The organism is Parvibaculum sp. (genome assembly GCF_039680535.1).
Lineage (GTDB): Bacteria > Pseudomonadota > Alphaproteobacteria > Parvibaculales > Parvibaculaceae > Parvibaculum.
Genome location: NZ_JBDKSS010000001.1, coordinates 1 through 22,973, shown reverse-complemented (window position 1 = coordinate 22,973; position 22,973 = coordinate 1). Strand labels below are relative to the sequence as shown.

Genomic DNA, 22,973 nt, shown 5'->3' with positions numbered 1-22,973 from the left:
TTTTCCGGTCGGACAAAATGGGATAACCATTCATCTCGGCCAAGCGCGTATCCTAGCGGAAACCCTTGAGAGGAAAAGCTATTCGTCGATCCCCGGATCGCACGCCCGGATCACGCACCACGCCACAAACAAGCCCCTGAAAGCCGGGACGGATGCCCTTAGCACTGACGAGATATATTTTCTGGCAGTCCGCCGGCCCCTTCGCCATAGCGACCTTCGTGCTGTCAGGCATCATCTGGCTGACGCAGGCGCTGAAGATGCTCGACGTGCTCATCATGCAGGGGCAGACGGTTTCGGCCTTCTTCGAACTGAGCCTGCTCGCCCTGCCGACGGCCGTGAACTCGGTCCTGCCCATCGCGCTCTTTCTCGCCCTCGTCTACGCGCTGAACAAGCTGATCACCGACAGCGAGCTCGTGGTGATGTTCTCGGCCGGTGTCAGCCGGTGGACGGTTGCCATCCCGGTGATGATGCTGACCGCCATCACCGTAGCCCTCGTCATCGTGCTCAATCTCTGGCTCATGCCTGCCGGCATGCGGACGCTGCGGGTCAAGCTCTTCGAAATTCGCGGCGACGTGGCGACGTCGCTCATCCGCGAGGGCGCCTTCACCAATCCTGTATCCGGCCTCACCGTCTATGTCAGATCGCGCACGCCGGAAGGCGGCATTCGCGGCATTCTGGTGCATGACGGGCGCAACCCCGACGAGCCGGTGACCTATATGGCCGAGACCGGCGAAATGGTCCGCACGCCGGAGGGCCCGCGCCTCGTCATGTATAATGGCAATATCGAGCGCGTTACCCGCAAGGCGACCAAGACCGAAAGCCCGGTCACGCTGCTCTTCTTCGACAAATATACCTACGACCTGTCGCAATATGCGTCGACCGAGCAGATCTCCCCCTGGGAAGTGCGCGAACGCTATCTGGATGAATTGTTCAATCCCGCGAGCAACGATCTCTACGGACAGCGCATGAAGGCGCGGCTGCGGGCGGAAGGGCATGACCGCATCGTGGCGGCCATCTATCCGATCATGTTCGCATGCATCGCGCTCGCGGCCCTGCTGCCCGCCCCGTTCAACCGGCGCGGCTATGCACTGCGCATCGGCATTGCGGCGCTCGCCACCATCGTCGCGCGCGTGGTCGGCTTCGGCCTCGTCAACGCCGCTGTCAACCAGCCTCTTCTCATTCCCGTGATCTACCTGACGCCTCTTCTCGTCTGCGCCGCCTCATGCGCGCTCATCGCCGGGTTTCGCTTCGATCAGGTCCGGCGCAGAATTGAGGCGTGGACCGCATGAATATTTCCTGGACCCTGTCGCGCTATCTCGGACGCCAGTTCCTCGGCACGGTGCTCATCACCTTCGCGATCGTGCTCTGCCTGATCTACATGATCAGCATCGTCGAGCTGATGCGTAAGGCTGCCGAACACAGCGAGATCACCTTCGGCACCATTGCGTCGATGGCATTCCTCAACCTGCCGACGCTCGGCTCCGACACGCTGCCCTTCGCCGTGCTTTTCGGCGGCATGGCCTCCTTCCTCCGGCTGACGCGCAATCACGAACTCGTCGTCGCGCGCGCCGCCGGCATCTCCGTCTGGCAGTTTCTCGCCCCTGCCCTCGCTGCCGCACTGGCCCTCGGGCTCGTGGTCATCACGGTCTACAACCCGGTCGCGTCCGCCATGTCGGCGCGCTACACGCAGCTCGAAGCGAAATATCTGCGCGGCAGGCCGAGCCTCATCGCCGTTTCGTCGAACGGGCTGTGGCTCCGGCAAGCGGACACCGGCGGCCAATCGGTCGTCCACGCGCTTCGCGTCAGCGAGCGCGGTTTGCGGCTCGAAGACGTCATCATCTTCCTTTATGGCCAGAGCGATAATTTCACCGGCCGCATCGACGCGGCCAGCGCCGTGCTGGAAGATGGCTATTGGGACATGAAGGACGCCTGGGTCACGTCCACGGCGGACCAGCCCAAGCATTATGACACCTATCGCCAGCCCACGACCCTGACGCTGACGCAGGTGCAGGAGAGTTTCGCCGATCCCGACACCATCTCCTTCTGGGATCTGCCTCATTTCATCGACATGGCCGAGGCCGCAGGCTTTTCCGCCCAGCGCTACCGGCTTCACCTCTACGACATCCTGTCGACGCCCGTCCTGCTATGCACCATGGTCTTTCTTGGGGCCGTGTTCTCGCTCCGGGCTTCGCGCCTCGGGGGCCTCTTCCAGCTCGTCGTCGGAGGCATTTTCGCAGGGTTCCTGCTCTATTTCCTGAGCGATCTGTCGCTCGCACTCGGACTTTCGGGGGTCCTTCCGCCCTTCCTGGCTGCATGGGCGCCGGTTATCGTTGCCTTGCTTTTGGGGGTTGCGGTTCTCTTTCACCTCGAAGACGGTTAAACAACAAGCGAATCCTAGGTTGCAGGGGGTCATTTTGAGTGGATCGAGGATGGGGTCGGCCGGTCGACGGTCCGTGGCATTTGCTGCGGTAGCCGCATTGTGGGCCGTTGCGGCTTGGCCCATCGCCGCCTCCGCTCAGGACGCGCCGGCCGGCGAGCGCAAGTCGATAGCCCTGGACAATGGCACGAAGCCTTTCCCCGAGTCGGGAGAGGTCCTCATGCAGTCCGACGACCTCAGCTATGACCGTGACGCCCAGATCGTGACCGCTACGGGCCACGTCGAGATCGCCTATGGCCAGCGGGTCCTGATGGCCGACAAGGTCACCTACAACCAGAAGACCGGCGTGGTTACGGCCGACGGCCACGTCTCGCTGCTGGAGCCGCAGGGCGATGTCGCCTTCGCCGACCATGTGGTGCTCCGCAACGAGATGAAGGACGGCGTCATTCAGACGCTGCAGGTCCTCCTCACCGACAAATCGCGCCTTGCCGGCAGCGACGCGGTGCGCACCAACGGCGACGTGACCACCGTTCATCGCGGCGTCTACAGCCCTTGCGAGATCTGCGAGAAGCAGGGACAGCACACGCCGGTCTGGCAGATCAAGGCCTTCCGCGTCGTTCATAACAAGTCGGAAAAGCGGATCATCTACGAAGACGCCTACATGGAAATGTTCGGCGTCCCCGTTTTCTACGTTCCGTTCTTCTCGCATCCTGATCCGACGGTGAAGCGCCAGTCGGGGTTCCTGACGCCGAGCGTGGCAAGCTCCACCGATCTGGGCCAGGAAATCACGCTCCCCTATTACTGGGCGATCCAGCCGAACCTCGACGTGACGCTGGCGCCACGCTTCACGACCAAGGCAGGCATCGTCTATCAGGGCGAATTCCGTCATCGCCTCGAGTCGGGCTCCTATCAGTTCTTCGGCACCGGCACCTGGCCCGACAGCCGCACCGCAGGCACGCCCGCCGATGCGGCCTTCCGCGGCAGCCTGTTCGGCAATGGCGAATTCAACCTCGCACCGAAATGGAGCTGGGGCTTCCAGACGCAGCTCGTCACCGACAACACCTATCTGCGCAAATACGGCCTGTCAGACGCGACCGACCTCACGACCAATATTCACCTGAACAATATCGACGGACGCGACAGCTTCTCGGCCAACGCCTACTACTTCCGAAACCTGCTCGCAGGCACCAATCGCGATAACACGCCCTGGGTCGCACCGACGGTGGATTACGAGAAATATCTGGGCGATCTGCTCGGTCTCGGCCGGCTGAAGTTCAGCAGCAACGCGATGGTTCTGGGCACGCCCGCAGGTCTGGACTCCCGCCGCCTCACGGCCGCCTTCGACTGGGACAAGCCCTATACGTCGCGCGGCGGCGAGGTCTATCGCATCTTCGCGAACCTGCGCGCCGACGCCTATTCGACAGACAAGGCGCCGAACCCCGCCGCTGCCGGCACCTACTTCGGACAGGAAACCATCATTCGCGCCCTGCCGACCGTGGGCGCGGAGGCGAGCTATCCCTTCGTCCGGCCCGATCCCGGCCTCAAGCAGGTGATCGAGCCCATCGTTCAGGTGATCTACGCGCCCAGCATCGGCAACAGCGATCGCATTCCGAACATGGACTCGATCAACGTCGAGTTCGACGACACGAACCTGTTCTCGGAGAACCGCTTCCCGGGCCTCGATCGCTGGGAAACCGGCGGCCGCGCCAATGTCGGCATGCGCTATTCGATCTATGGCGCAGGCGGCGGACAGGCCAGCGTCCTTCTCGGTCAGAGCTACCGGTTGAAGGACGACAACAGCTTCTCGGACGCGACCGGCCTGCGCGATCAGCTTTCCGATTACGTGGGCGCGATCCAGGTCGCACCGAACGACAATCTCGTCGCGGTTCACCGGTTCCGCATCAACGAGAACAACTTCAAGTTCAGCCGCAACGAATTTGACGTCCTGGCCCGCACCGGCCCGCTCACGACCTCGCTGGGTTATGCATATTTTGCGGCGGATCAGGCCGTGACAACGGCCATCGGCGCCCGTGAGGAACTCTCGCTCGGCGCAACGCTGAAGCTCAGCCGCTACTGGCGCCTGTTCGGCAGCACGGTGCAGGATCTCGCCAATAGCGGCTCGATCTCGAACCAGATCGGCGTCGGTTACCAGGATGACTGCTTCGGCCTGGCGCTTGGCTTCTACCAGTCGAACATCAGCTATCAGGACATCCAGAGGTCCAACACCTTCCTGCTGCAGATCACCTTCAAGAATCTGGGCTCCACAGGTGTAGGCAGCCAGTCGAACCTGTCCGCCCGGACGGATTCGATGGGCATCGTGAACCCGGGGACCACCCTCTTCGGCGACCCCGACACCTCCCTCTTTGGCGACCCTGCCGGCGTCATGATCAACGACAGCCGCCGCCCGGGTATCGGCACCAACAGATAAACCCCGCCCGAGGCGTAAAACCGCGGAAACTTGCGGCTTTTCGCCCGTGCTCCTCGGTTGATTAGGGCACCGATTGCAGTATTCTGTCCGCCTCAGGCCAGGGGCGTCCAGGCTAACACGGGAGGGGCTCCGGCCCCGTTTGAAAAAATCATGAAGTCAATGAAGCTCGCGTGCTCATTCACGCCTGCCGTAGCTACTGTGTCCCGGTTCCTCTCAACGCTCGCAATGGTGTCGTGCGTGAGCCTGGCCTACCCCATTTCGACCCATGCGGAAGAAGGACTTGGCGCACCGACGCCGGACAGCCTCGGTCTCGACGGCGCCCCGGCGGCGTCCGAACCCGACGATAGCCAGGGCATCGTCGCGACGGTCAACGACAAGATCATCTCGAAATACGACCTCGACCAGCGCGTCCGCCTTGTCATGGTGACCTCCGGCATTCCGAATTCGCCGGAAATGGTCAGCCGCATCCAGCGTCAGGTTCTCCGCAGCCTGATCGATGAGCGCCTCGAGCTGCAGGAAGCCGTGCGCCTCGAACTGAAGGTCGAAGAGAAGGAAATCGACCAGCAGCTCGCCCAGATCGCCGCGCGCGCCAACATGACGCCAAAGGAGATCGAGGACTATCTGAAGGAAAACGGCGTCTCCAGGGACACGCTCGTCTCCCAGCTCTATGCGGACATCGCCTGGAACAAGGTGATCGAGCAGCAGTTTGCCCCGCTTGTCTCCGTCGGCGCGGACGAGGTCGACGAGGCGCTCAAGCAGCTTGAGGCCCAGGCCGATCAGCCGCGCTATCAGCTGTCGGAAATCGTGCTCACCTATGACAATCCGGAGCAGGAAGCCGAAGCCATGTCGGGCGCGCAGCGCCTGGTCGAGCAGATGCGTCAGGGGGCGCCCTTCGCCTCCGTTGCGCGGCAGTTCAGCCAGTCGGCAAGCTCCGCAAACGGCGGCGATATCGGCTGGGAACATGCGAGCCAGATGCCGAGCGATGTCGCCCCGATCGTCGAGCAGATGAACATTGGCGCCATCTCGGATCCGATCAAGACGCTGAACGGCGTCTACATCGTCCAGCTCCGCAACAAGCAAACCGGTCTCGGTGCGGACCCGCTGCAGGATCGCTGGACGCTTGCCCATGTTCTCCTGCCGCTGGCTCCCGATGCGCCGCAAACCATGGTCTCGCGCCGCGTCGGCGAAGCGCAGAAGCTCATGGCCGAGTTCAAATCCTGCGACGCACTCTCCGATCAGGTGAAGGAATTCGTTGGCGCCGCCGCACAGCCGCCCCGCGCCGTCGTCTTCGGTCAGCTCGACCAGCGGCTTCGCGATGCGCTGTCCGGAGCCAAGCCGGGCACGATCCTGAAGCCTATCCGCAGCCAGCAGGGCATCGAAATGATCGCCGTCTGCGGCTATCAGGCGGACACGGGCGGCGCACCGACCCGCGACCAGCTCGAGAACAACATCTTCGGCCAGCGGCTGGACATGATGGCGCGCCGGCATCTGCGCGATCTGCGGCGCGACGCCGTCGTCGATATCAGGTGATATGATCCGGCGGCAGGAACATGCCGCCGGACGAGGATCTGTCATGACGAATGCGGAGAGGCCGCCGCTTGCCCTTACGATGGGCGAGCCGGCGGGCATCGGCCCCGAGATCACATTGAAGGCCTGGGCGGCGCGAACGGGCGGGGATCTCCCTGCCTTTTTCGTCATCGGCGCACCGTCGCTCTACCGCGAGGAAGCGGTACGGCTCGGCCTCGATGTGACCGTCAGGGAGATCGCGACACCGGACGAGGCCAACCGCTTCTTCGATGCCGCCCTTCCCGTTCTGCCGGTGACGCTCGACGCATCCGTCCGGCCCGGTCACCTCGCCCCCGCCAATGCCCACGCCGTCATCCGGTCGATCGACATGGCCTGCGACTTCGCACTGGCGGGCGAGGCCGCTGGCATCGTCACCAATCCGATCCACAAGCGCGCCCTCTATGAGGCCGGCCTCAAGGTTCCGGGGCATACGGAATATCTGGCGGAGCGCACGGGCGGCGCAACGCCGGTGATGATGCTGTCCTGCCCCGGGCTTCGGGTGGTTCCCGTCACCGTGCATCAATCGCTGGCGAGCGTGGCAACTTCGCTCACCACGGCGATGATCGCTGAAAAGGGCGTGATCCTCGCCCACGCGCTGCGGCGCGACCTCGGCATCGCGCATCCCCGCATCGCCGTCGCCGGTCTCAACCCCCATGCGGGCGAGGAAGGGCATATCGGCCGCGAGGAACTCGACGTCATCATTCCCGCCCTCGCTGCGATCCGCGAGGCCGGCGCGGATGTCTCGGGCCCGCTTCCGCCGGACACCATGTTCCACACCGCCGCCCGCGCGCGCTACGACGCGGCGCTCTGCATGTACCACGATCAAGCTCTCATCCCGCTGAAGACCATCGACTTCGAGCGCGGCGTCAACACAACGCTCGGCCTGCCGATCGTGCGCACCTCTCCCGACCACGGCACCGCGCTCGACATCGCCGGACAGGGCTTTGCCCATCCCGGCAGCCTGATCGAGGCCGTTCGTCTTGCGGCGGAGATCGCCCGAAACCGGGCCGCCTCATGACGACCGACAATCTTCCACCGCTACGCGAAGTCATTTCGAAGCACGGGCTGGGCGCGCTCAAGGCGCTCGGCCAGAACTTCCTGCTCGACCTCAACCTCACGGGCCGCATCGCCCGCGCCGCGGGTCCGCTCGAAGGCTATGAGGTGATCGAGGTCGGCCCGGGTCCGGGCGGTCTGACGCGCGCGCTGCTCGCTGAAGGCGCGACCCGCGTCGTCGCCATCGAGCGCGATCGCCGCTGCCTTCCCGCCCTGCAGGAAATCGCGGCGGCCTATCCAGGGCGCCTCACCATCGTCGAAGGCGATGCGCTCGCAACCGACATGGCAAGCCTCGTCAACGGCCCTGCCCGCATCGTCGCGAACCTGCCCTATAACATCGCGACGCCGCTTCTCGTCGGCTGGCTCCAGACGGAGCCCTGGCCGCCGTTTTTCGCGAGCCTCACGCTGATGTTTCAGAAAGAGGTGGCGGAGCGCATCGTCGCTCCTCCGGGCGGCAAGGCCTATGGGCGCCTTGGCGTGCTTGCGCAGTGGCGGACAAAAGCCCGCATGCTGTTCGACGTCAACCGCAGCGCCTTCACGCCGCCGCCTGCGGTCACATCGACCGTGGTCGAGCTCATTCCCCGGTCCGAGCCCCTCGCGCCCGCCGATCCCAAGGCGCTGGAGCGGGTTGTCGCCGCAGCCTTCGGCCAGCGCCGCAAGATGCTGCGCTCCAGCCTCAAATCGCTGATGCCCGATCCTGCCGCCATCATCGAGCAGGCAGGAATCAACCCGACCCAGCGCGCCGAGGAGCTTTCGGTGGAGGAATTCTGCGCGCTTGCCCGCGCCTTTGCGGAGCGGCGCTGACAAGGTTGTGGGGCGCCGCCCCGCGTGCCAAATTGCCGGAAACGGGCGGCGAAGACCGCCTTATGTAGAGAGGACAGGAGCACGCCATGAAATCTGAAGCCATTGTCGACTACGGCCAGCCGCTCAAGGAAATCGTCAGCGAAACGCCGCAGCCCAAGGGCACCGAAGTGCTCCTCAAGGTGACGCATTGCGGCGTCTGCCATTCCGACGTCCATCTCCATGACGGCTATTTCGACCTTGGCGGCGGCAACAAGCTCGACGTGCGCGGCGGACGCAAGCTGCCCTTCACGCTCGGCCATGAAATCGAGGGCGAAGTGATTGCCATCGGCGAGGATGCCGAAGGCGTTACCGTCGGCCAGCGCCGCGTCGCCTTCCCCTGGATCGGCTGCGGCCAGTGCCCCACCTGCAAGCGCGGCGAAGAGCACCTCTGCAACAAGCCGGTCAATCTGGGCATTCAGGTCGCCGGCGGCTATGCGACGCATGTGATCGTGCCGCATCCGCGCTATCTCATCGACTACACGGGCGTGCCGCAGGGCCTCGCCGCGACCTACATGTGCTCGGGCCTCACCGCCTTCAGCGCGATGAAGAAGCTCGGCGACATCAGTCCCGAGGAGCGCGTCCTCGTCGTCGGCCTCGGTGGCGTCGGCATGATGGGTCTGCAGTTCGCCAAGGCCTTGTTCGAGAACGCCCCGCTCGGTGCCGATGTCGACGAGCAGAAGCTCCAGGCCGCAAAGGGCGCCGGCGCCTATGAGGTTTACAACCCGAAGGATCCGGAATCGCTGAAGAAGCTCCTCGCCGACACCAATGGCGGCGTGCCTGCGGCTGTCGATTTCGTCGGCTCGGAAGCCTCGCTCAAATTCGCGACGGGCGCCGTACGCAAGGGCGGACAGGTCATTGTCGTCGGCCTCTTCGGCGGCGGCTTCTCCATGCCGATCCCGATGTTCCCGATGCGCGCGATCTCGATCGGCGGTTCCTATGTGGGCTCGCTCGCCGAGACGCTCGACATGATGGAACTCGTGAAGGCCGGCAAGATCGACCCGATCCCCGTGCAGGAGCGGCCGCTCTCCGAGGCCTCGAAGACGCTCGACGATCTCCGCGCCGGCCATGTGCTCGGCCGCGTCGTGCTCAAACCCTGACTCTCGTGACGCCGGCCGGGTTCCTGCCCGGCCGGCCTCCGCCGCCAGAAGAGGCCCATCCATGACCTCGCGTCCGGAGCTCTCCGTCAGCTTTCATAATTTCTGGCCTGGCTTCGATCCGAAGAGATTCTTTCTGACGCGCGAATTGATGCGTCGCTTCGACATTCGCTTCGATCTCTTCGGCCGCGACCTGCAATTCTTCAGCGTTTTCGGCAAGGAACTTGTGCCCGCAAAAGGCCGGGAGCGCGCGCTGCGCGTCTGGTTCAGCGGCGAGGCCGCCGAGCCTTCCCGAATGATCTACGATCTGCATTTCGGCTCTCTGCCGGAATCCCTCCTCGGCAGGCGCTGGGTTCGCTGTCCGGTCTGGTCGTCGAGCGTCGACTGGTGGGACGCGACGTCGCCCTATTCGCCCGAGAAACTGCTGGGCGACCGCCGCTTCGAGCAGCGCGACAAGTTCTGCAACTTCATCTACTCGAACCGCACTTCGTTCCGCACCGAGTTTTTCGATATGCTCGGCAGGCGCCGCCGCGTCGACAGCTGCGGACGTGTACTGAACAATATCGGCGCCCCCTGCGCCGACAAGTTCGAAACAGTGAGCGCGTATCAGTTCACCATCGCCTTCGAGAATGCGCTCTCGCCCGGATACGTCACCGAAAAGCTGATCGACCCCCTCGCCGCGCGCTCGATCCCGATCTACTGGGGCGCCTCCGAAGGCCGGAGCGATTTCAATCCCGAGGCCTTCATTTTTGCGCGCGACTTCGAGACTTTCGACGATCTCGCCGATCACGTCGTCCGGCTAAGCGAAAGCCGCGAAGAAATGGAACGCATCGTCACCGCGCCGGTCTTCCGCGATAACAGGTTTCCCGATCAATTCGCGACATCTCACTATGTCGATCTCATCGTCGAAGCGCTTTCCGCGCCTCAGACCACGATCGAACGTCATTTGTTGAATGACACGCTGATCGCCGACCAGCCAGGCTATGCACGCAAGGGCAAGAGGCTCGAACGGTTTGGAAAGCGCGTCAGAAAGCGCCTCGCAAGGCTCTCCGGCCTCGGGTCTCGCTGATATCCGGTCACACATTCTTGATCGGCCTCAATGCCGCCCATGGCGGACAATCCCACGATTGTCCATGCCTTTGGGAGGAGGCGCCCATGATGCCGCGTATATTTCCAGTCGTCGGCCTGCTCGCGCTTTGCGGTTCGAGCCTTGCCTTCGCGCAAGAGCCGCCGAACGCCGATACCGCCGTCACCGGACATCAAGCCGGACGCAGCTATGGCTATGACCCCGGCATGATGACAGGCGACGGTTGGGGCTCAGGCCTATTGGGAACTGCGACCTCGGCGCATCCTCCGCCAGCAATGACGTTTACTCCGCCAACCGCCTCGCATCGATCAAGAGCGAACTCAAGATCACCGGCAATCAGGAGAAGGCCTGGAACGCCTACGCGAATGCATTGCAGGCAACGTCACAGGTCATGGCCAGCATCCATCGGCAGATGATCGGCGCATCGGCACAGAGCACTCATTCATCCTTGACCGTCGTCGATCTCGACATCGATGCAACGCAGTCGAAGCTCCCGGCCGTCGAAGCGCTGAAGCCCGCCGCCATCGCACTCTACCAATCGCTATCGGAAGAACAGAAGAAAACCGCCGACGCGCGGCTCCCCGCCGCCGGCTGCATATAGCCGGGAAGACTCACCCGCATTTTATCGGCAAGACCCCGTCACGCGTTTTTGATCGGTCTCAATGCAAGTCGACATCGGCCAGGAGCAGATTGACCATCGCTCTCAACAAAGGAGGCCACCATGAATCTCCGTACATTCGCTCTCATCGGGCTGCTCGCGCTTTCAGGGGCATCTCTGGCCTTGGCGCAGGAGACAGCGGCGCCTCAACCGGGAAGCGGGCAGCCGGCCCCGGGTTATGGCTGGGGCTCCGGAATGATGGGTGGCGGCTGGGGCGGCCACGGCATGATGGGCTACGGCGCCGGGCGCGGCTACGGGCCGGGCATGATGATGGGTTATGGCGGCGGCCCCGGAATGATGGGCGGCGGCTGGGGCATGATGGGTTACGGCGCGGGTGGCGACTTCGACAGCTACATCGAAGGCCGAATTGCCTTCCTCAAGGCCGAACTCAAGATCACGAAGGATCAGGAATCCGTCTGGCAGGCCTATGCGGATGCGTTGACGTCCAACGCTGAGGTCATGGCCAGCATGCATAAGCAGATGGCCGCAGCCTTCCAGAAAGGGGCCAGTTCGCCGACGCAGCTCTTCGATCTTCACATCAATGCCATGAAGTCGAGGCTTGCCGCACTCGAAGCGCTGAAGCCCGCAACCGAAGCGCTTTACAAGGCGCTCTCCGCCGATCAGCGCAAGAAGGCAGATGAGTTGATGCCCATGATGGGCTGCTGCATGTAACGCGTCACAGCGTATCGCGCAGCCGCTTCACGAAATCCGACAGGCCGGTCAGGCGCCGGCGGCGCAGGCGCTCGGCCTGAAGGATGGCACGGAGTTCACCATAGGCCCGCTCCACATCGTCGTTGATGATGATGTAGTCGTATTCCTGATAGTGGCTGATTTCATCCGAGGCCTTGGCCATGCGGGCGGCGACGACTTCGGCCGAGTCCTGCGCGCGCGCATTGAGGCGCCGTTCCAGATCCTGCGCCGAGGGCGGCAGCACGAAAACCTTCACGAGGTCCTCATGCGCGACCTCTTCGATCTGCTGCGTGCCCTGCCAGTCGATGTCGAAGAGAACGTCGCGTCCGAACGACAAGGCCTGTTCAACCGGCGCGCGCGGCGTTCCGTAGTAATTGTCGAAGACCTTCGCGCTTTCCAGAAACTCGCGCCGATTGCGCATCAGCCCGAACTCTTCGGTACTGACGAAGAAATAGTCAAGACCATCGATCTCACCTGGGCGCGGGCGTCGTGTTGTAGCTGACACTGACATGGTGATCTGCGGGTCGCTCTCGAGAAGCTTGCGCGACAGCGTCGTCTTGCCCGCGCCGGAAGGCGAGGACAGAACGAGCATCAGGCCCCTGCGGCCGACAAGTTCCTTATTCGACATTCTGGATCTGCTCGCGCAACTGATCGATCACAGCCTTCAGCTCCAGCCCGACGCGTGTGAGGCTGACATCGGCGGCCTTGGAGCAAAGCGTATTCGCCTCGCGGTTGAATTCCTGCGTCAGGAAATCGAGCCTGCGGCCTGCAGGATCAACCCCCGCGAAAAGCTCGCGCGCCTGCGCCACATGTGCGATCAGCCTGTCGATCTCCTCGCGGATGTCGGCCTTGGTGGCAAGCAGCGCCGCCTCCTGCGCCAGCCTTTCCTCGGACAGCGCAGGCGAGGCCCCGAGAAGTTCCGCCACCTGCGCCCTGAGGCGCGCACGGAGAGCCTCGACACCGGCGGCAGGCGATGCGGACGCCTGCTGCGTCAGCCTTTCGATCTCGTCTACCTGATCACGCAGAATGCGCTCAAGCTTCGCCCCCTCCTCGCCGCGCGCGCGCGCAAGCGAAGCCGCAGCTTCGGAGAATGAGCCAAGGACGAGCTTCTCGAGCGCCGCGTGATCTTCGTCGCTCTCCTCGACCTCGCTCGTTTCGAGAACGCCCTTGAGTGCGAGGATGCCTTCCGGCCGCGGCGGCATGACCTCGATGCGCTGCTGGAGCGTGGCGAGCGCCGCAAGGACAGCGTCAAGCGCCTCCTGATTGATGCGCAGCGGCGCGGGCCCGCGCACGCGATCGATCGTCAGCGTTGCCTGAATGTTGCCGCGCTTCATGTGCCGCGCCAGTTCCTCGCGCAGACGCGCCTCGAGCCCTTCGAAGCCTGACGGCAACCGGAAGCGAACATCGAGGCCCTTGCCATTGACGCTGCGAAGCTCCCAATGCCAGCGCACGAGGCCAGCCTCATTGCCGCTCTCGCCATCGGCGCGTGCGAAGCCTGTCATGCTGGTCAGCGGCATAGGGCGGACTTTCCTGGAATCACTGTGAAACGCTTTCAACTATAGCAGCGGCGGGGCCGGTGACCGACTCACCCGCCCGTCGGCCGCGCCGGGGCCTTGAGCGGCACCACGGGCTTGGCTCCTGCCGGCTTTTGCTCCGCGGCATTCACCGCCGCCTTGGCGGCCTTCCGCTCGACCTGACGCCAATGCGAGACATTGCGGTCATGTTCTGAAAGAGAGCCGGCAAAGGCGTGCCCGCCCGTTCCGTCGGCAACGAAATAGAGGTCGCTGGTCTGCGGCGGGTTCAGCACCGCGTCGATCGACGCGCGCCCCGGATTGCAGATCGGCGTCGGCGGCAGGCCGTCCACCTGATAGGTGTTATAGGGCGTCACGCGGTCGAGTTCGCTCTGGCGGATCGGGCGTCCGAGCGGCCCCTTTCCGCCTGTGATGCCATAGATGATCGTCGGATCGGACTGGAGGCGCATCGGCTTGCGCAGCCTGTTCACGAAAACGGCGGCGACCTTCGGCCGCTCGGCGGCGAGCCCCGTTTCCTTCTCGACGATGGAGGCAAGGATGATCGCTTCCCTCTGGGTCTTGTAGGGAAGGTTCGCGGCGCGATGCGGCCATGCCTCATTGACGAGCTGGGACGCCGCCTTCTGCATGCGCTGCACGACCTGCACGCGCGTGGTGCCGCGCGTGAAATTGTAGGTCTCGGGCAACAGCGACCCTTCCGCCGGCGCCGGCGGCGCGTCGCCCGTGAGCACGGGGTCAGCCCTTACGATCTCCATGACCTCCTGGCTGGTCAGCCCTTCAGGCACAGTGATCTGGTGGACGATCGACTTGCCTTCCCTCAGGATACGGACGATCTCGGCCATGCTCGCATGGGCAGGGATTTCATATTCACCCGCCTTGAGCGTTCCCGCCGCCTTGTTAAGCCGCACGGCCAGCCGAAAGATATTCGGCTCGTTGAGTACGTGCGCTTCATGCAGGCGTTCGGCGATGGCCGAAAGCCCCAGTCCCGGCGCGAGCCAGACGACTGTCGGCGCCGCTGCGGGCCCGGGCGCTTCGAACATCCGCTTGCCATAAAGGAAAGCACCGCCCGCGATCAGGGCGGCGCTCATGGGAAGGACAACGAGGATCGTCAGAAGGAAGCGCCGGACGCGCCCCGGTCGAGCATCAGCGCGAGGCTCGACCGTGCCTTCGTTATCGGTCCCGTCGGACAATCAATCGACCTTCTTCAGCACCAGCGAAGCGTTGGTTCCGCCGAACCCGAAGGAGTTCGACAGCGCGTAATTGACTTCGCGCTGGCGCGCCTTGAGCGGCACGAGATCGAGCTCGGTCTCGCTTTCCGGATTCTCAAGGTTGAGCGTCGGCGGCACGATCTGGTCGCGAATGGCGAGCGTGCAGAAGATCGCTTCGACAGCACCGGCAGCGCCGAGCAGATGGCCGATCGACGATTTCGTCGAGGACATCGAAACCTTGCTGACCGCATTGCCGAGAAGACGCGACACGGCGCCAAGCTCGATCGTATCGGCCATCGTGGACGTGCCATGCGCGTTCACATAGTCGATATCGGACGCCGTAATGCCAGCGCGCTTCAGCGCGGCCTGCATGGAGCGGAAACCGCCATTGCCGTCTTCCGGCGGCGCGGTGATGTGGTGCGCATCGCCGGAGAGACCATAGCCGACAACCTCGGCATAGATCTTCGCGCCGCGGGCCTTGGCGTGCTCATATTCCTCAAGCACGACGACGCCGGCGCCCTCGCCCATGACGAAACCATCGCGGTCCTTGTCATAGGGGCGCGAGGCGCGGGTCGGCTCATCGTTGAAGCCGGTCGAGAGCGCGCGGCAGGCGGCGAAGCCGGCAATGCCGATGCGGCTGATAGCGGACTCGGTGCCGCCCGCGACCATGACGTCGGCATCGTCGAGCGCGATCAAACGCGCCGCGTCGCCGATCGCATGCGCGCCGGTCGAACAGGCCGTCACGACCGAATGGTTCGGTCCCTTGAGGCCATGCTGAATGGAGACATAACCCGACGCGAGATTGATCAGGCGTCCGGTGATGAAGAACGGGCTCACGCGGCGCGGGCCCTTTTCCTGAAGAATGAGCGCCGTCTCGGCAATGCCCTGAAGGCCGCCGATGCCCGAGCCGATCAACGTTCCCGAGCGCCACTGTTCTTCGTCGGTCTTGGGATGCCAGTTTGCATCGTCCAGCGCCTGCGTTGCAGCGGCGACGGCGAAGACGATGAAATCGTCGACGCGCTTCGATTCCTTCGCATCCATCCAGTTGTCCTGAATGAATGCGCCCTCGCCTTCGCGGGGAACAGGCATCGCAATTTTGCAAGGAAGGTCGGAGACGTCGAAATTCTCGATCCGGCGAGCCGCAGACTGGCCATCGAGAAGACGCTTCCAGGTTACGTCGACGCCGCAGCCAAGCGGCGACACCATGCCCAGTCCGGTAATGACGACCCGTCTCATATCGGTCCCTACTCCCCCATCGCCCACTGCGATCGAGCGCGGGGCTGCCCTACTTGATACTCAAAGCAAGAGCCGGCGAGACCTGACCGGGCGCGCCGGACCCTAAGACGCTGCAGAGCGCGGGGACTTCAGCCCCGCGCTCCACAAGACCGAAATCAGGACTTCGCGTTCGCCTTGACGAACTCGATCGCGTCTTTGACGGTCAGGATCTTCTCGGCCGCATCGTCCGGAATCTCGACGCCGAATTCTTCTTCGAACGCCATGACCAGCTCGACGTTGTCGAGGCTGTCCGCGCCGAGATCATCGATGAAGCTCGCGTTCTCAGTCACCTTGTCGGCGTCGACGCCGAGGTGCTCGACCACGATCTTCTTCAAGCGTTCCGCGATATCACTCATTTTAAGTCCTCAGATTCCCTGTTTTGACCGGCTTCACGCCCCGTCCCCATTGCCTCAGGCTTCAGGGAGACAACGCGATTGAATTCGGCGGAAAGACTGCACCTCTTCTGGCCCATTTCAAGCCTAGACCGCAAGCCAAATCGAGGGGCCTAGGTAACACACTTTTCACTATGGTGCCAGCCAGCGCGCACCACTGATGCACACAACTACCGCGCTGATTTCGTTTACCTTTTAGGGCCCGCCCCCGTCAGATCATCGCCATGCCGCCGTTAACATGGATGGTCTGGCCGGTCACATAGGCCGCCTCGTCGCTGGCGAGATAGACCGCCGCTGCGGCAATCTCCGCCCCTTCGCCGAGGCGTCCGGCGGGAATCGTTCCAAGGATCTTGGACTTCTGATCGTCGTTCAAGGCGTCCGTCATGGCGCTGCGGATGAAGCCCGGCGCGATGCAGTTCGCCGTGATGTTGCGGCTGGCCACTTCCTGAGCCAATGCCTTGGTCATGCCGATCATGCCGGCCTTCGAAGCGGCATAATTGCCCTGCCCCGGATTGCCGGTGACGCCGACGACCGAGGTGATTCCGATGATGCGGCCAAAGCGGCGCTTCATCATGCCGCGCAGGCTCGCGCGCGACAGGCGGAAGGCCGCCGTGAGGTTGACGCGGATAACCTCGTCCCACTCCTCGTCCTTCATGCGCATGAAGAGATTGTCACGCGTGAGGCCGGCATTGTTGACGAGAATGTCGAGCGAGCCCATCGCCTCTTCGGCCTGCTTGGGCAGCGCGTCGACGGCAGCGCTATCCGAAAGATTGCAGGGGAGCACAAAGGTACGGGCCCCGAGTTCCGCAGCCAGCGCGTCGAGCGCGTCCTTGCGCGTGCCCGAGAGCGCGACGGCCGCACCCTGCTTGTGAAGGGCGCGGGCGATGTCGGAGCCGATGCCGCCCGAAGCGCCCGTGACCAGCGCGGATTTACCTGTGAGGTCGAACATAGCGTCTCTCCGGATCAGATGGTTTTCAGGAAGGCTTCGACATCGGCGGGCGTGCCGACCGAAACGGTCTCGGGCTCCTGCGCGATGCGCTTGATCATACCGGCAAGCGCCTTGCCCGCGCCGACTTCGACGTAACGCGAGACGCCCTGCGATTCCATATAGAGAACGCTTTCACGCCAGCGAACCATGCCGGTGACCTGCTTTACCAGCAAGTCGCGAATGGTCGCGGGGTCGGCAACGCGCGAAGCGGTGACGTTGGCAACGAGCGGAACGGAGGGCGTCCTGATCTCGACCTCTGCCAGCGCTTCGGCCATTTCGTCGGCAGCAGGCTGCATCAGCACGCAATGGAAAGGGGCACTCACCGGCAGAGCCATGCTGCGCTTGGCGCCCTTGGTCTTGGCGATCTCGATGGCGCGTTCGACGGCGGCCTTGTGGCCGGAGACGACGACCTGACCGCCGCCATTGTCGTTGGCCGCTTCGCAAACTTCTCCCTGCGCCGCTTCCTTGGCGATTTCGGAGGCCGCGTCGAAATCGAGGCCGAGCAGAACGGCCATCGCGCCGACGCCCACGGGCACCGCGCGCTGCATCGCCTGGCCACGGCGCTTCAGCAGCCTGGCCGTGTCGGCAATGGTGAAGCTGCCGGCGGCGGCGAGCGCCGAATATTCGCCGAGCGAATGGCCCGCAACAAAGGCCGCCTTGTCGGCAAGCTTGAAGCCGCCCTCTCTTTCAAGAGTACGCACGACGGCGAGACTCACCGCCATGATCGCGGGCTGGGCATTCTCGGTCAGCGTCAGGTCTTCCTGCGGACCTTCCCACATCAGTTTGGAAAGCTTCTGGCCGAGCGCCTCGTCGACTTCCTCGAAAACCTCGCGGGCCGAAGCAAAAGCCTCGCCCAGTTCCCGGCCCATGCCGACCGCCTGCGATCCCTGCCCCGGAAAGGTGAAAGCCCTGCTCATCGACGCTCCCTGCATATCCAGCAATATCCGGACTGCTCGCGGCCCGGCTGATCCACAGAGATACAGGCTCAAAAAGGGGTGTCAAGACAAGGGCCCGCGGCGGCGGGGACGCAGAGGCAATGTCGGCACCTTTCAGACCGGAACATTCTCCTCCCGCCCGCGCTTGCCCGATTCACATTGCCAATGCTGAAGTCCGAATGAAAATGAGCCACATGGGGGAGGCAATTTGCGCATGGACGATGCCCTCGCTTCGCCACCCGCTCCAACCGACCGGGCGCGCCGGCTTACGGTCGAGGCTCTCGCCACTCGCGTTCTTCCCATTGCCGTCTGCCTCTATGCCGTCATCAGGGCAATCAGGGCCTTCGGCGAATATAATCACAACGACCATATGTATGTCGCCGCGGCGTCGCTGTTTCCGCATCTCGCGCTCTACCGGGACATCGCCTATGTGCAGACGCCGCTCAGCATCTTCCTTTACGCCGCGCTGAACGCGCTGTTCGGCCCATCCTGGCTCTATCTCTCGGCAAGACTCACATCAGTCCTGTTCGTGCTCGGCGCAGCCCTACTTGCGGCGAAGACCGCAGAAAGACTCGCGCAACGCACCTATGTGTTCTGGATCTCCTTCGCGCTCATCCTCTTCAACCACGGCACCTTTTCCAACATGGCGCAGACAGGCAATTACGCTCTGCCGCTATTGCTCTTTGCCTTTGCGTGCTTCCGGTATTTCGGACGAACGGTCGAGAAGTTCGATGCGCTGCTGATCGGCCTTTGCCTCGGTCTCGCTTCATCGAGCAAGGTGAGCTTCATCGCACCCATGTCGGCTTTCGCGCTCATCTTCGTCGTCGACCGCCAATCGCGAATGTTCGCGCTCCAATACGTCCTCGGCTGCGTCCTCGGTCTTTTGCCCATTCTCTACTACCTGATCGCCGACTGGCCGGACTTTCTCTTTCTCAACTTTGAATTTCATCTGCTTACAAACGATTTTCGCGGCCTGACTATTCATACGTCGATAATCCAGGTCGTTCGCGGCTTCGCGTATTTCCTCAAAGGCGTCACCCCGGTCTGGCTGATCCTCGCAATGGCGGCGCCGATCCTCGCGACCTGGACGAGTCACCAAAGCCTGCGAAACCGGGTTGCGGCGGCAGCAGCGGTCATTTTCGCGTCCACCGTCGCCTCGGCGATCATGCCCATGACCTACCAGTTGCCCTATTGGGGCCCTGCCGCGCTCGCATTCACCATGTTCGCGGTTCCTGCGGCAGCCGTGGTCGCAGACCGATCGCCTGTTTTCAGGACCGCCGCGATGCTCATCGCACTTGGGCTCGCCGGCCTTTCCTCGGCGGCCGACATCTGGCTCCTCACCCGGGACGGCGCGGACAAATACCCTCCCGTCCTCGTCATGCGCGCGCAGGCAGCGATCGCCCGATCCGTCGGCGCGGCGCTGCGGGATCATCCCGGCTGCGTCACCGAAATTCTGAGCGCCAGCGCCATTCCGGCGCTGGGAAGCGGGGTGCCGCTGTCGCCGGGAAGCGCGGGCGGCGAGTTCCTGTTCCGAATTGACGGCCTGCTTCGGCACAGGCACCCCGAATTTCGCAAATATTCCGACGTGACCCGGTATATGGGGCCAACAACCGGCCTGCTGGTTGGATATTATGGAGAGCGGGGATTCGATGGCCAGATGCTGGGCTATGCGCTCACGCATGACTTTGGCCGCGCAGGCACCTTTAACTATCCCAAATCGCCGCTTTCGCTCTATCTGCCGCCTGAATGCCAGACGCCGGCCCCATCTCCCCTTGCTTTCGACCCCGCTTTCCCTATATTGCGCGGCTTCTGAAGGTCTCGGCTGGAGGCTGAACGGCGCACCGCGCCCTTTCGAGGGGGCGGCAGGGAGAAATCCCGGGCTCCGGTGTCTCCGCTTCTTTGGTGGTCCTTTCGAGCCTTTTGGGGCTCAAAGGGGGCTTTGCGTCGGGACCGGATACATATGGGAAAAGGCTCAATGGCTCTTTACGAGCATATTTTCATTGCGCGTCAGGACGTGACGCAGCAGCAGGTCGAGGCGCTCGTCGAGCAGTTCTCGAACATCCTCAAGGAAAACGGCGGTTCCGTCGCGAAGACCGAATACTGGGGTCTGCGCAACCTTGCCTACAAGGTGAAGAAGAACCGCAAGGGCCACTACGCCCTCCTCAACATCGACGCGCCGGCCGCTGCCGTCGCCGAAATGGAACGCCAGCAGGGCATCAACGAAGACGTTCTGCGCTTCATGACGACCCGCGTCGAAGAGCATGAAGCCGGTCCGTCGGCCATGCTGCAGAACCGTGGCAGCCGCGACGAGCGCGGCGGTGGCCGTGGCGACCGCTTCGACCGTGGCGACCGTCCCCGTGGCGGCGACCGTGGCGACCGTCCCCGTTTCTCGCGCGACCGTGAAGAAGCCGCTTCGGAAGGGATTGAAGAATAATGAGCACCTCAGCAGCCCCCGCGCGCCGGCCCTTCTTCCGCCGCCGCAAGACCTGCCCGTTCTCCGGCGCCAACGCTCCGAAGATCGACCACAAGGACGTGAAGCTCCTGCAGCGCTATGTTTCGGAGCGCGGCAAGATCGTTCCGAGCCGCATCACGGCGGTTTCCGCCAAGAAGCAGCGTGAACTCGCCCGCGCCATCAAGCGCGCGCGCTTCCTCGCCCTTCTGCCCTACGTCATCGGCTGAGCCCGGAAAAGGAGACAGACATGCAAGTCGTACTTCTCGAACGGGTCGAAAAACTCGGCCAGATGGGCGATGTGGTCAAGGTGAAGGACGGCTTTGCCCGTAACTTCCTCCTGCCCCGCAAGAAGGCGCTCCGCGCCACCAAAGAAAACCTTGTGCGTTTCGAAGCGCAGCGCGCGCAGCTCGAAGCCCGCAACCTCGAACTCAAGTCGGAAGCCGAGCAGGTCAAGACGAAGCTCGACGGCCAGACCTTCACGGTCCTGCGTCAGGCTGGCGAAACCGGCCACCTTTACGGCTCGGTGAACGGCCGCGACATCGCCGATGCGGCGACCGCCGGCGGTTTCTCGACCAACCGCAACCAGATCGCGCTCGATCACCCGATCAAGACGATCGGTCTGCATCAGGTGCGCGTCGTCCTCCACCCCGAAGTGTCCGCGACCGTTTCGATCAACGTCGCCCGCTCCGAGGAAGAGGCCAAGCGCCAGGCCGCCGGTGAAGACCTCACCCGCCGGACCGAGGAAGAAGACGAGATCGAAGCCGCCGAGTTCTTCGAATCCGAAGAACTGGCTCCGACCGAAGAAGAGACGGCAGCCGAAGAGGCCTGATCGTCTCCGATACGACCGGACGAAACACGAAACGCCGCCCTTCGGGGCGGCGTTTTTCGTTGGCACCTCCCTCTTCCGTGTAGCCCCCGCTCACTTTTTTATTGATTCTAATCTGGCTTTCTTTTTTCATGGTCAAACAAGGCAAGTACGAACCTCGATCGGTCGCGTACTGACGGGACCCGATCCTGCGTCAACTCCTGATAATGGAGGCTGTATGCTGTTCGGTGTGCTTCTGAAGCAGGTCGTCAAGCGCGGCTCGCTCCGCCTGATTGACCATGACGGCAAGGTCGGCACCTATGGTGACGGCACAGGCCGCCTCATAACCATACGGTTGCGGGACAAGGGCGCGCAATTCGCGCTGGCCACCAATCCCTATCTCAAGCTCGGCGAAGCCTATATGGACGGCATACTGACCGTCGACCAGCCGGCCACCATCTACGACCTCCTCGACCTCATCCTCGGCAATCTCGGCGCGAGCTATCCGAGCCGCGCCTTCAAGGCATATGCCGCGCTCCGGCGCATGAAGCGGCGTATCGATCAGCACAATCCGATCGGCAAGGCGCAAGAGAACGTCGCCCATCATTACGATCTCGACGGCGGCATCTACGATCTCTTTCTCGATGCGGACAAACAATATTCCTGTGCCTATTTCGCCAATCCCTCGATGAGCCTCGAAGAGGCGCAACTCGCGAAGAAGCGCCATATCGCTGCGAAACTGCAGATCGAGCCGGGCATGAAACTGCTCGATATCGGCTGCGGTTGGGGCGGTCTGGCGCTAACGCTCGCCGAGGAAACGGGCGCACTCGTCACCGGCGTCACCCTGAGCGTCGAACAGCACAAGGTAGCGTGCCAGCGCGCGGCTGAAAGGGGCCTGGCCGACCGCGTGCAGTTTCACCTGCGGGACTACCGGACGCTCACCGACAGGTTCGACCGCATCGTCTCTGTCGGCATGTTCGAGCATGTCGGCATCGGTCACTACACGGAATATTTCAACGGCGTAAAGCGCCTGCTCGCGGATGATGGCGTTGCCCTCATCCACACCATCGGGCGGCTCGATCCGCCCGGCGCGACCAATCCCTGGATCGCGAAATACATCTTCCCCGGCGGCTATATTCCAGCGCTCAGCGAGATGTCGGCGGCGGTCGAAAAGACCGGCCTCTTCATGACCGACCTCGAAGTGCTCCGGCTCCATTATGCCGAAACGCTGAAGGAGTGGCGCCGCCGCTTCATGGCGAAGCGCGACATCGCCGCCAGGATCTATGACGAACGCTTCTGCCGCATGTGGGAGTTCTATCTGGCGGGTTCGGAAACCTCGTTCCGCCACGAGGGAATGGTCAACTTCCAGCTTCAGTTGACGAAGAAGATCGATGCCCTGCCCCTCACCCGCGACTATATCGGCAAGCGGGAGCGCATGCTCTCAGCCGTCCCGGTACAGCAGCGGCTTCGCGCGGGCGACTGATCGCCCGCGCCAGTCTGCAATCAGGCATTGCCGCGATTGTCGATGCTGTACGCACCTGCGCCATGGGCGACGAGCTGCAGGAAGCCGCCCGCCATGGCGAGGTTCTTCAT

The 22,973-nt window shown here is 63.3% G+C and carries 22 protein-coding genes; 15 read left to right on the top strand and 7 right to left on the bottom strand.

What is annotated here, in order from left to right; translation table 11 throughout:
- Window positions 1–152 precede the first annotated feature (152 nt).
- From lptF to ABFC66_RS00065, 10 genes are all read left to right on the top strand, one after another.
- Window positions 153–1,289, top strand: a complete 1,137-nt coding sequence (gene lptF, locus ABFC66_RS00110) for an LPS export ABC transporter permease LptF (RefSeq protein ID WP_346738924.1) — start codon at window positions 153–155, stop codon at window positions 1,287–1,289.
- Entirely contained in the window at window positions 1,286–2,380 is a 1,095-nt protein-coding gene (lptG, locus tag ABFC66_RS00105; RefSeq protein ID WP_346738923.1) for an LPS export ABC transporter permease LptG, read from the top strand. Before lptF ends, lptG begins: the two co-directional genes overlap by 4 nt.
- Window positions 2,381–2,597: 217 nt before the next feature.
- A complete protein-coding gene (lptD, locus tag ABFC66_RS00100; protein WP_346738922.1) occupies window positions 2,598–4,805 on the top strand; it encodes an LPS assembly protein LptD in 2,208 nt (735 codons plus the stop codon).
- A 237-nt stretch (window positions 4,806–5,042) separates the two neighbouring features.
- Window positions 5,043–6,335, top strand: a complete 1,293-nt coding sequence (locus tag ABFC66_RS00095; protein ID WP_346738921.1) for a peptidylprolyl isomerase — start codon at window positions 5,043–5,045, stop codon at window positions 6,333–6,335.
- 43 nt (window positions 6,336–6,378) lie between these two features.
- Window positions 6,379–7,389, top strand: a complete 1,011-nt coding sequence (gene pdxA, locus ABFC66_RS00090) for a 4-hydroxythreonine-4-phosphate dehydrogenase PdxA (RefSeq protein WP_346738920.1) — start codon at window positions 6,379–6,381, stop codon at window positions 7,387–7,389.
- A complete protein-coding gene (gene rsmA / locus ABFC66_RS00085) occupies window positions 7,386–8,228 on the top strand; it encodes a 16S rRNA (adenine(1518)-N(6)/adenine(1519)-N(6))-dimethyltransferase RsmA (protein ID WP_346738919.1) in 843 nt (280 codons plus the stop codon). Before pdxA ends, rsmA begins: the two co-directional genes overlap by 4 nt.
- An 86-nt stretch (window positions 8,229–8,314) precedes the next feature.
- A complete protein-coding gene (locus tag ABFC66_RS00080; RefSeq protein ID WP_346738918.1) occupies window positions 8,315–9,364 on the top strand; it encodes an alcohol dehydrogenase in 1,050 nt (349 codons plus the stop codon).
- A gap of 61 nt (window positions 9,365–9,425) precedes the next feature.
- Window positions 9,426–10,430, top strand: coding sequence for a glycosyltransferase family 10 (locus tag ABFC66_RS00075; protein WP_346738917.1), 1,005 nt, complete (start codon window positions 9,426–9,428; stop codon window positions 10,428–10,430).
- 241 nt (window positions 10,431–10,671) lie between these two features.
- Window positions 10,672–11,049, top strand: coding sequence for a Spy/CpxP family protein refolding chaperone (locus tag ABFC66_RS00070; RefSeq protein ID WP_346738916.1), 378 nt, complete (start codon window positions 10,672–10,674; stop codon window positions 11,047–11,049).
- Between the two features lie 120 nt (window positions 11,050–11,169).
- Window positions 11,170–11,778 carry a Spy/CpxP family protein refolding chaperone gene (locus ABFC66_RS00065; protein WP_346738915.1) on the top strand — a complete coding sequence of 203 codons (609 nt, stop codon included), beginning with the start codon at window positions 11,170–11,172 and terminating at the stop codon, window positions 11,776–11,778.
- Window positions 11,779–11,782: 4 nt separating this feature from the next.
- Here the strand turns inward: ABFC66_RS00065 and gmk are convergent, their stop codons facing one another.
- From gmk to fabD, 7 genes are all read right to left on the bottom strand, one after another.
- Complete coding sequence (gene gmk, locus ABFC66_RS00060) at window positions 11,783–12,424, bottom strand: guanylate kinase (protein ID WP_346738914.1); 642 nt, start codon at window positions 12,422–12,424, stop codon at window positions 11,783–11,785.
- Window positions 12,414–13,313, bottom strand: a complete 900-nt coding sequence (locus ABFC66_RS00055) for a YicC/YloC family endoribonuclease (RefSeq protein ID WP_346738913.1) — start codon at window positions 13,311–13,313, stop codon at window positions 12,414–12,416. Before ABFC66_RS00055 ends, gmk begins: the two co-directional genes overlap by 11 nt.
- Window positions 13,314–13,381: 68 nt before the next feature.
- The gene (mltG, locus tag ABFC66_RS00050) at window positions 13,382–14,515 is read right to left on the bottom strand and encodes an endolytic transglycosylase MltG (protein ID WP_346738912.1); all 1,134 of its coding nucleotides are present in this window, start codon (window positions 14,513–14,515) and stop codon (window positions 13,382–13,384) included.
- A complete protein-coding gene (gene fabF / locus ABFC66_RS00045; RefSeq protein ID WP_346738911.1) occupies window positions 14,516–15,769 on the bottom strand; it encodes a beta-ketoacyl-ACP synthase II in 1,254 nt (417 codons plus the stop codon).
- A gap of 155 nt (window positions 15,770–15,924) precedes the next feature.
- The gene (locus ABFC66_RS00040; RefSeq protein ID WP_012112293.1) at window positions 15,925–16,164 is read right to left on the bottom strand and encodes an acyl carrier protein; all 240 of its coding nucleotides are present in this window, start codon (window positions 16,162–16,164) and stop codon (window positions 15,925–15,927) included.
- Window positions 16,165–16,411: 247 nt separating this feature from the next.
- Window positions 16,412–17,149: a 3-oxoacyl-[acyl-carrier-protein] reductase gene (fabG, locus tag ABFC66_RS00035; protein WP_346738910.1), complete on the bottom strand. Its 738-nt coding sequence runs from the start codon at window positions 17,147–17,149 to the stop codon at window positions 16,412–16,414.
- A gap of 14 nt (window positions 17,150–17,163) precedes the next feature.
- Window positions 17,164–18,105, bottom strand: a complete 942-nt coding sequence (gene fabD / locus ABFC66_RS00030) for an ACP S-malonyltransferase (protein WP_346738909.1) — start codon at window positions 18,103–18,105, stop codon at window positions 17,164–17,166.
- Window positions 18,106–18,337: 232 nt separating this feature from the next.
- On the opposite strand from fabD, the gene ABFC66_RS00025 reads away from it, so the two are divergent.
- From ABFC66_RS00025 to ABFC66_RS00005, 5 genes are all read left to right on the top strand, one after another.
- A complete protein-coding gene (locus tag ABFC66_RS00025; RefSeq protein ID WP_346738908.1) occupies window positions 18,338–19,936 on the top strand; it encodes a hypothetical protein in 1,599 nt (532 codons plus the stop codon).
- A 162-nt stretch (window positions 19,937–20,098) separates the two neighbouring features.
- Complete coding sequence (gene rpsF, locus ABFC66_RS00020; RefSeq protein ID WP_346738907.1) at window positions 20,099–20,557, top strand: 30S ribosomal protein S6; 459 nt, start codon at window positions 20,099–20,101, stop codon at window positions 20,555–20,557.
- Window positions 20,557–20,802: a 30S ribosomal protein S18 gene (gene rpsR / locus ABFC66_RS00015; protein ID WP_152215834.1), complete on the top strand. Its 246-nt coding sequence runs from the start codon at window positions 20,557–20,559 to the stop codon at window positions 20,800–20,802. Before rpsF ends, rpsR begins: the two co-directional genes overlap by 1 nt.
- Window positions 20,803–20,822: 20 nt before the next feature.
- Entirely contained in the window at window positions 20,823–21,404 is a 582-nt protein-coding gene (gene rplI / locus ABFC66_RS00010; protein ID WP_346738906.1) for a 50S ribosomal protein L9, read from the top strand.
- 214 nt (window positions 21,405–21,618) lie between these two features.
- Window positions 21,619–22,863 carry a cyclopropane-fatty-acyl-phospholipid synthase family protein gene (locus tag ABFC66_RS00005; protein ID WP_346738905.1) on the top strand — a complete coding sequence of 415 codons (1,245 nt, stop codon included), beginning with the start codon at window positions 21,619–21,621 and terminating at the stop codon, window positions 22,861–22,863.
- The last annotated feature ends 110 nt before the right edge of the window (window positions 22,864–22,973 follow it).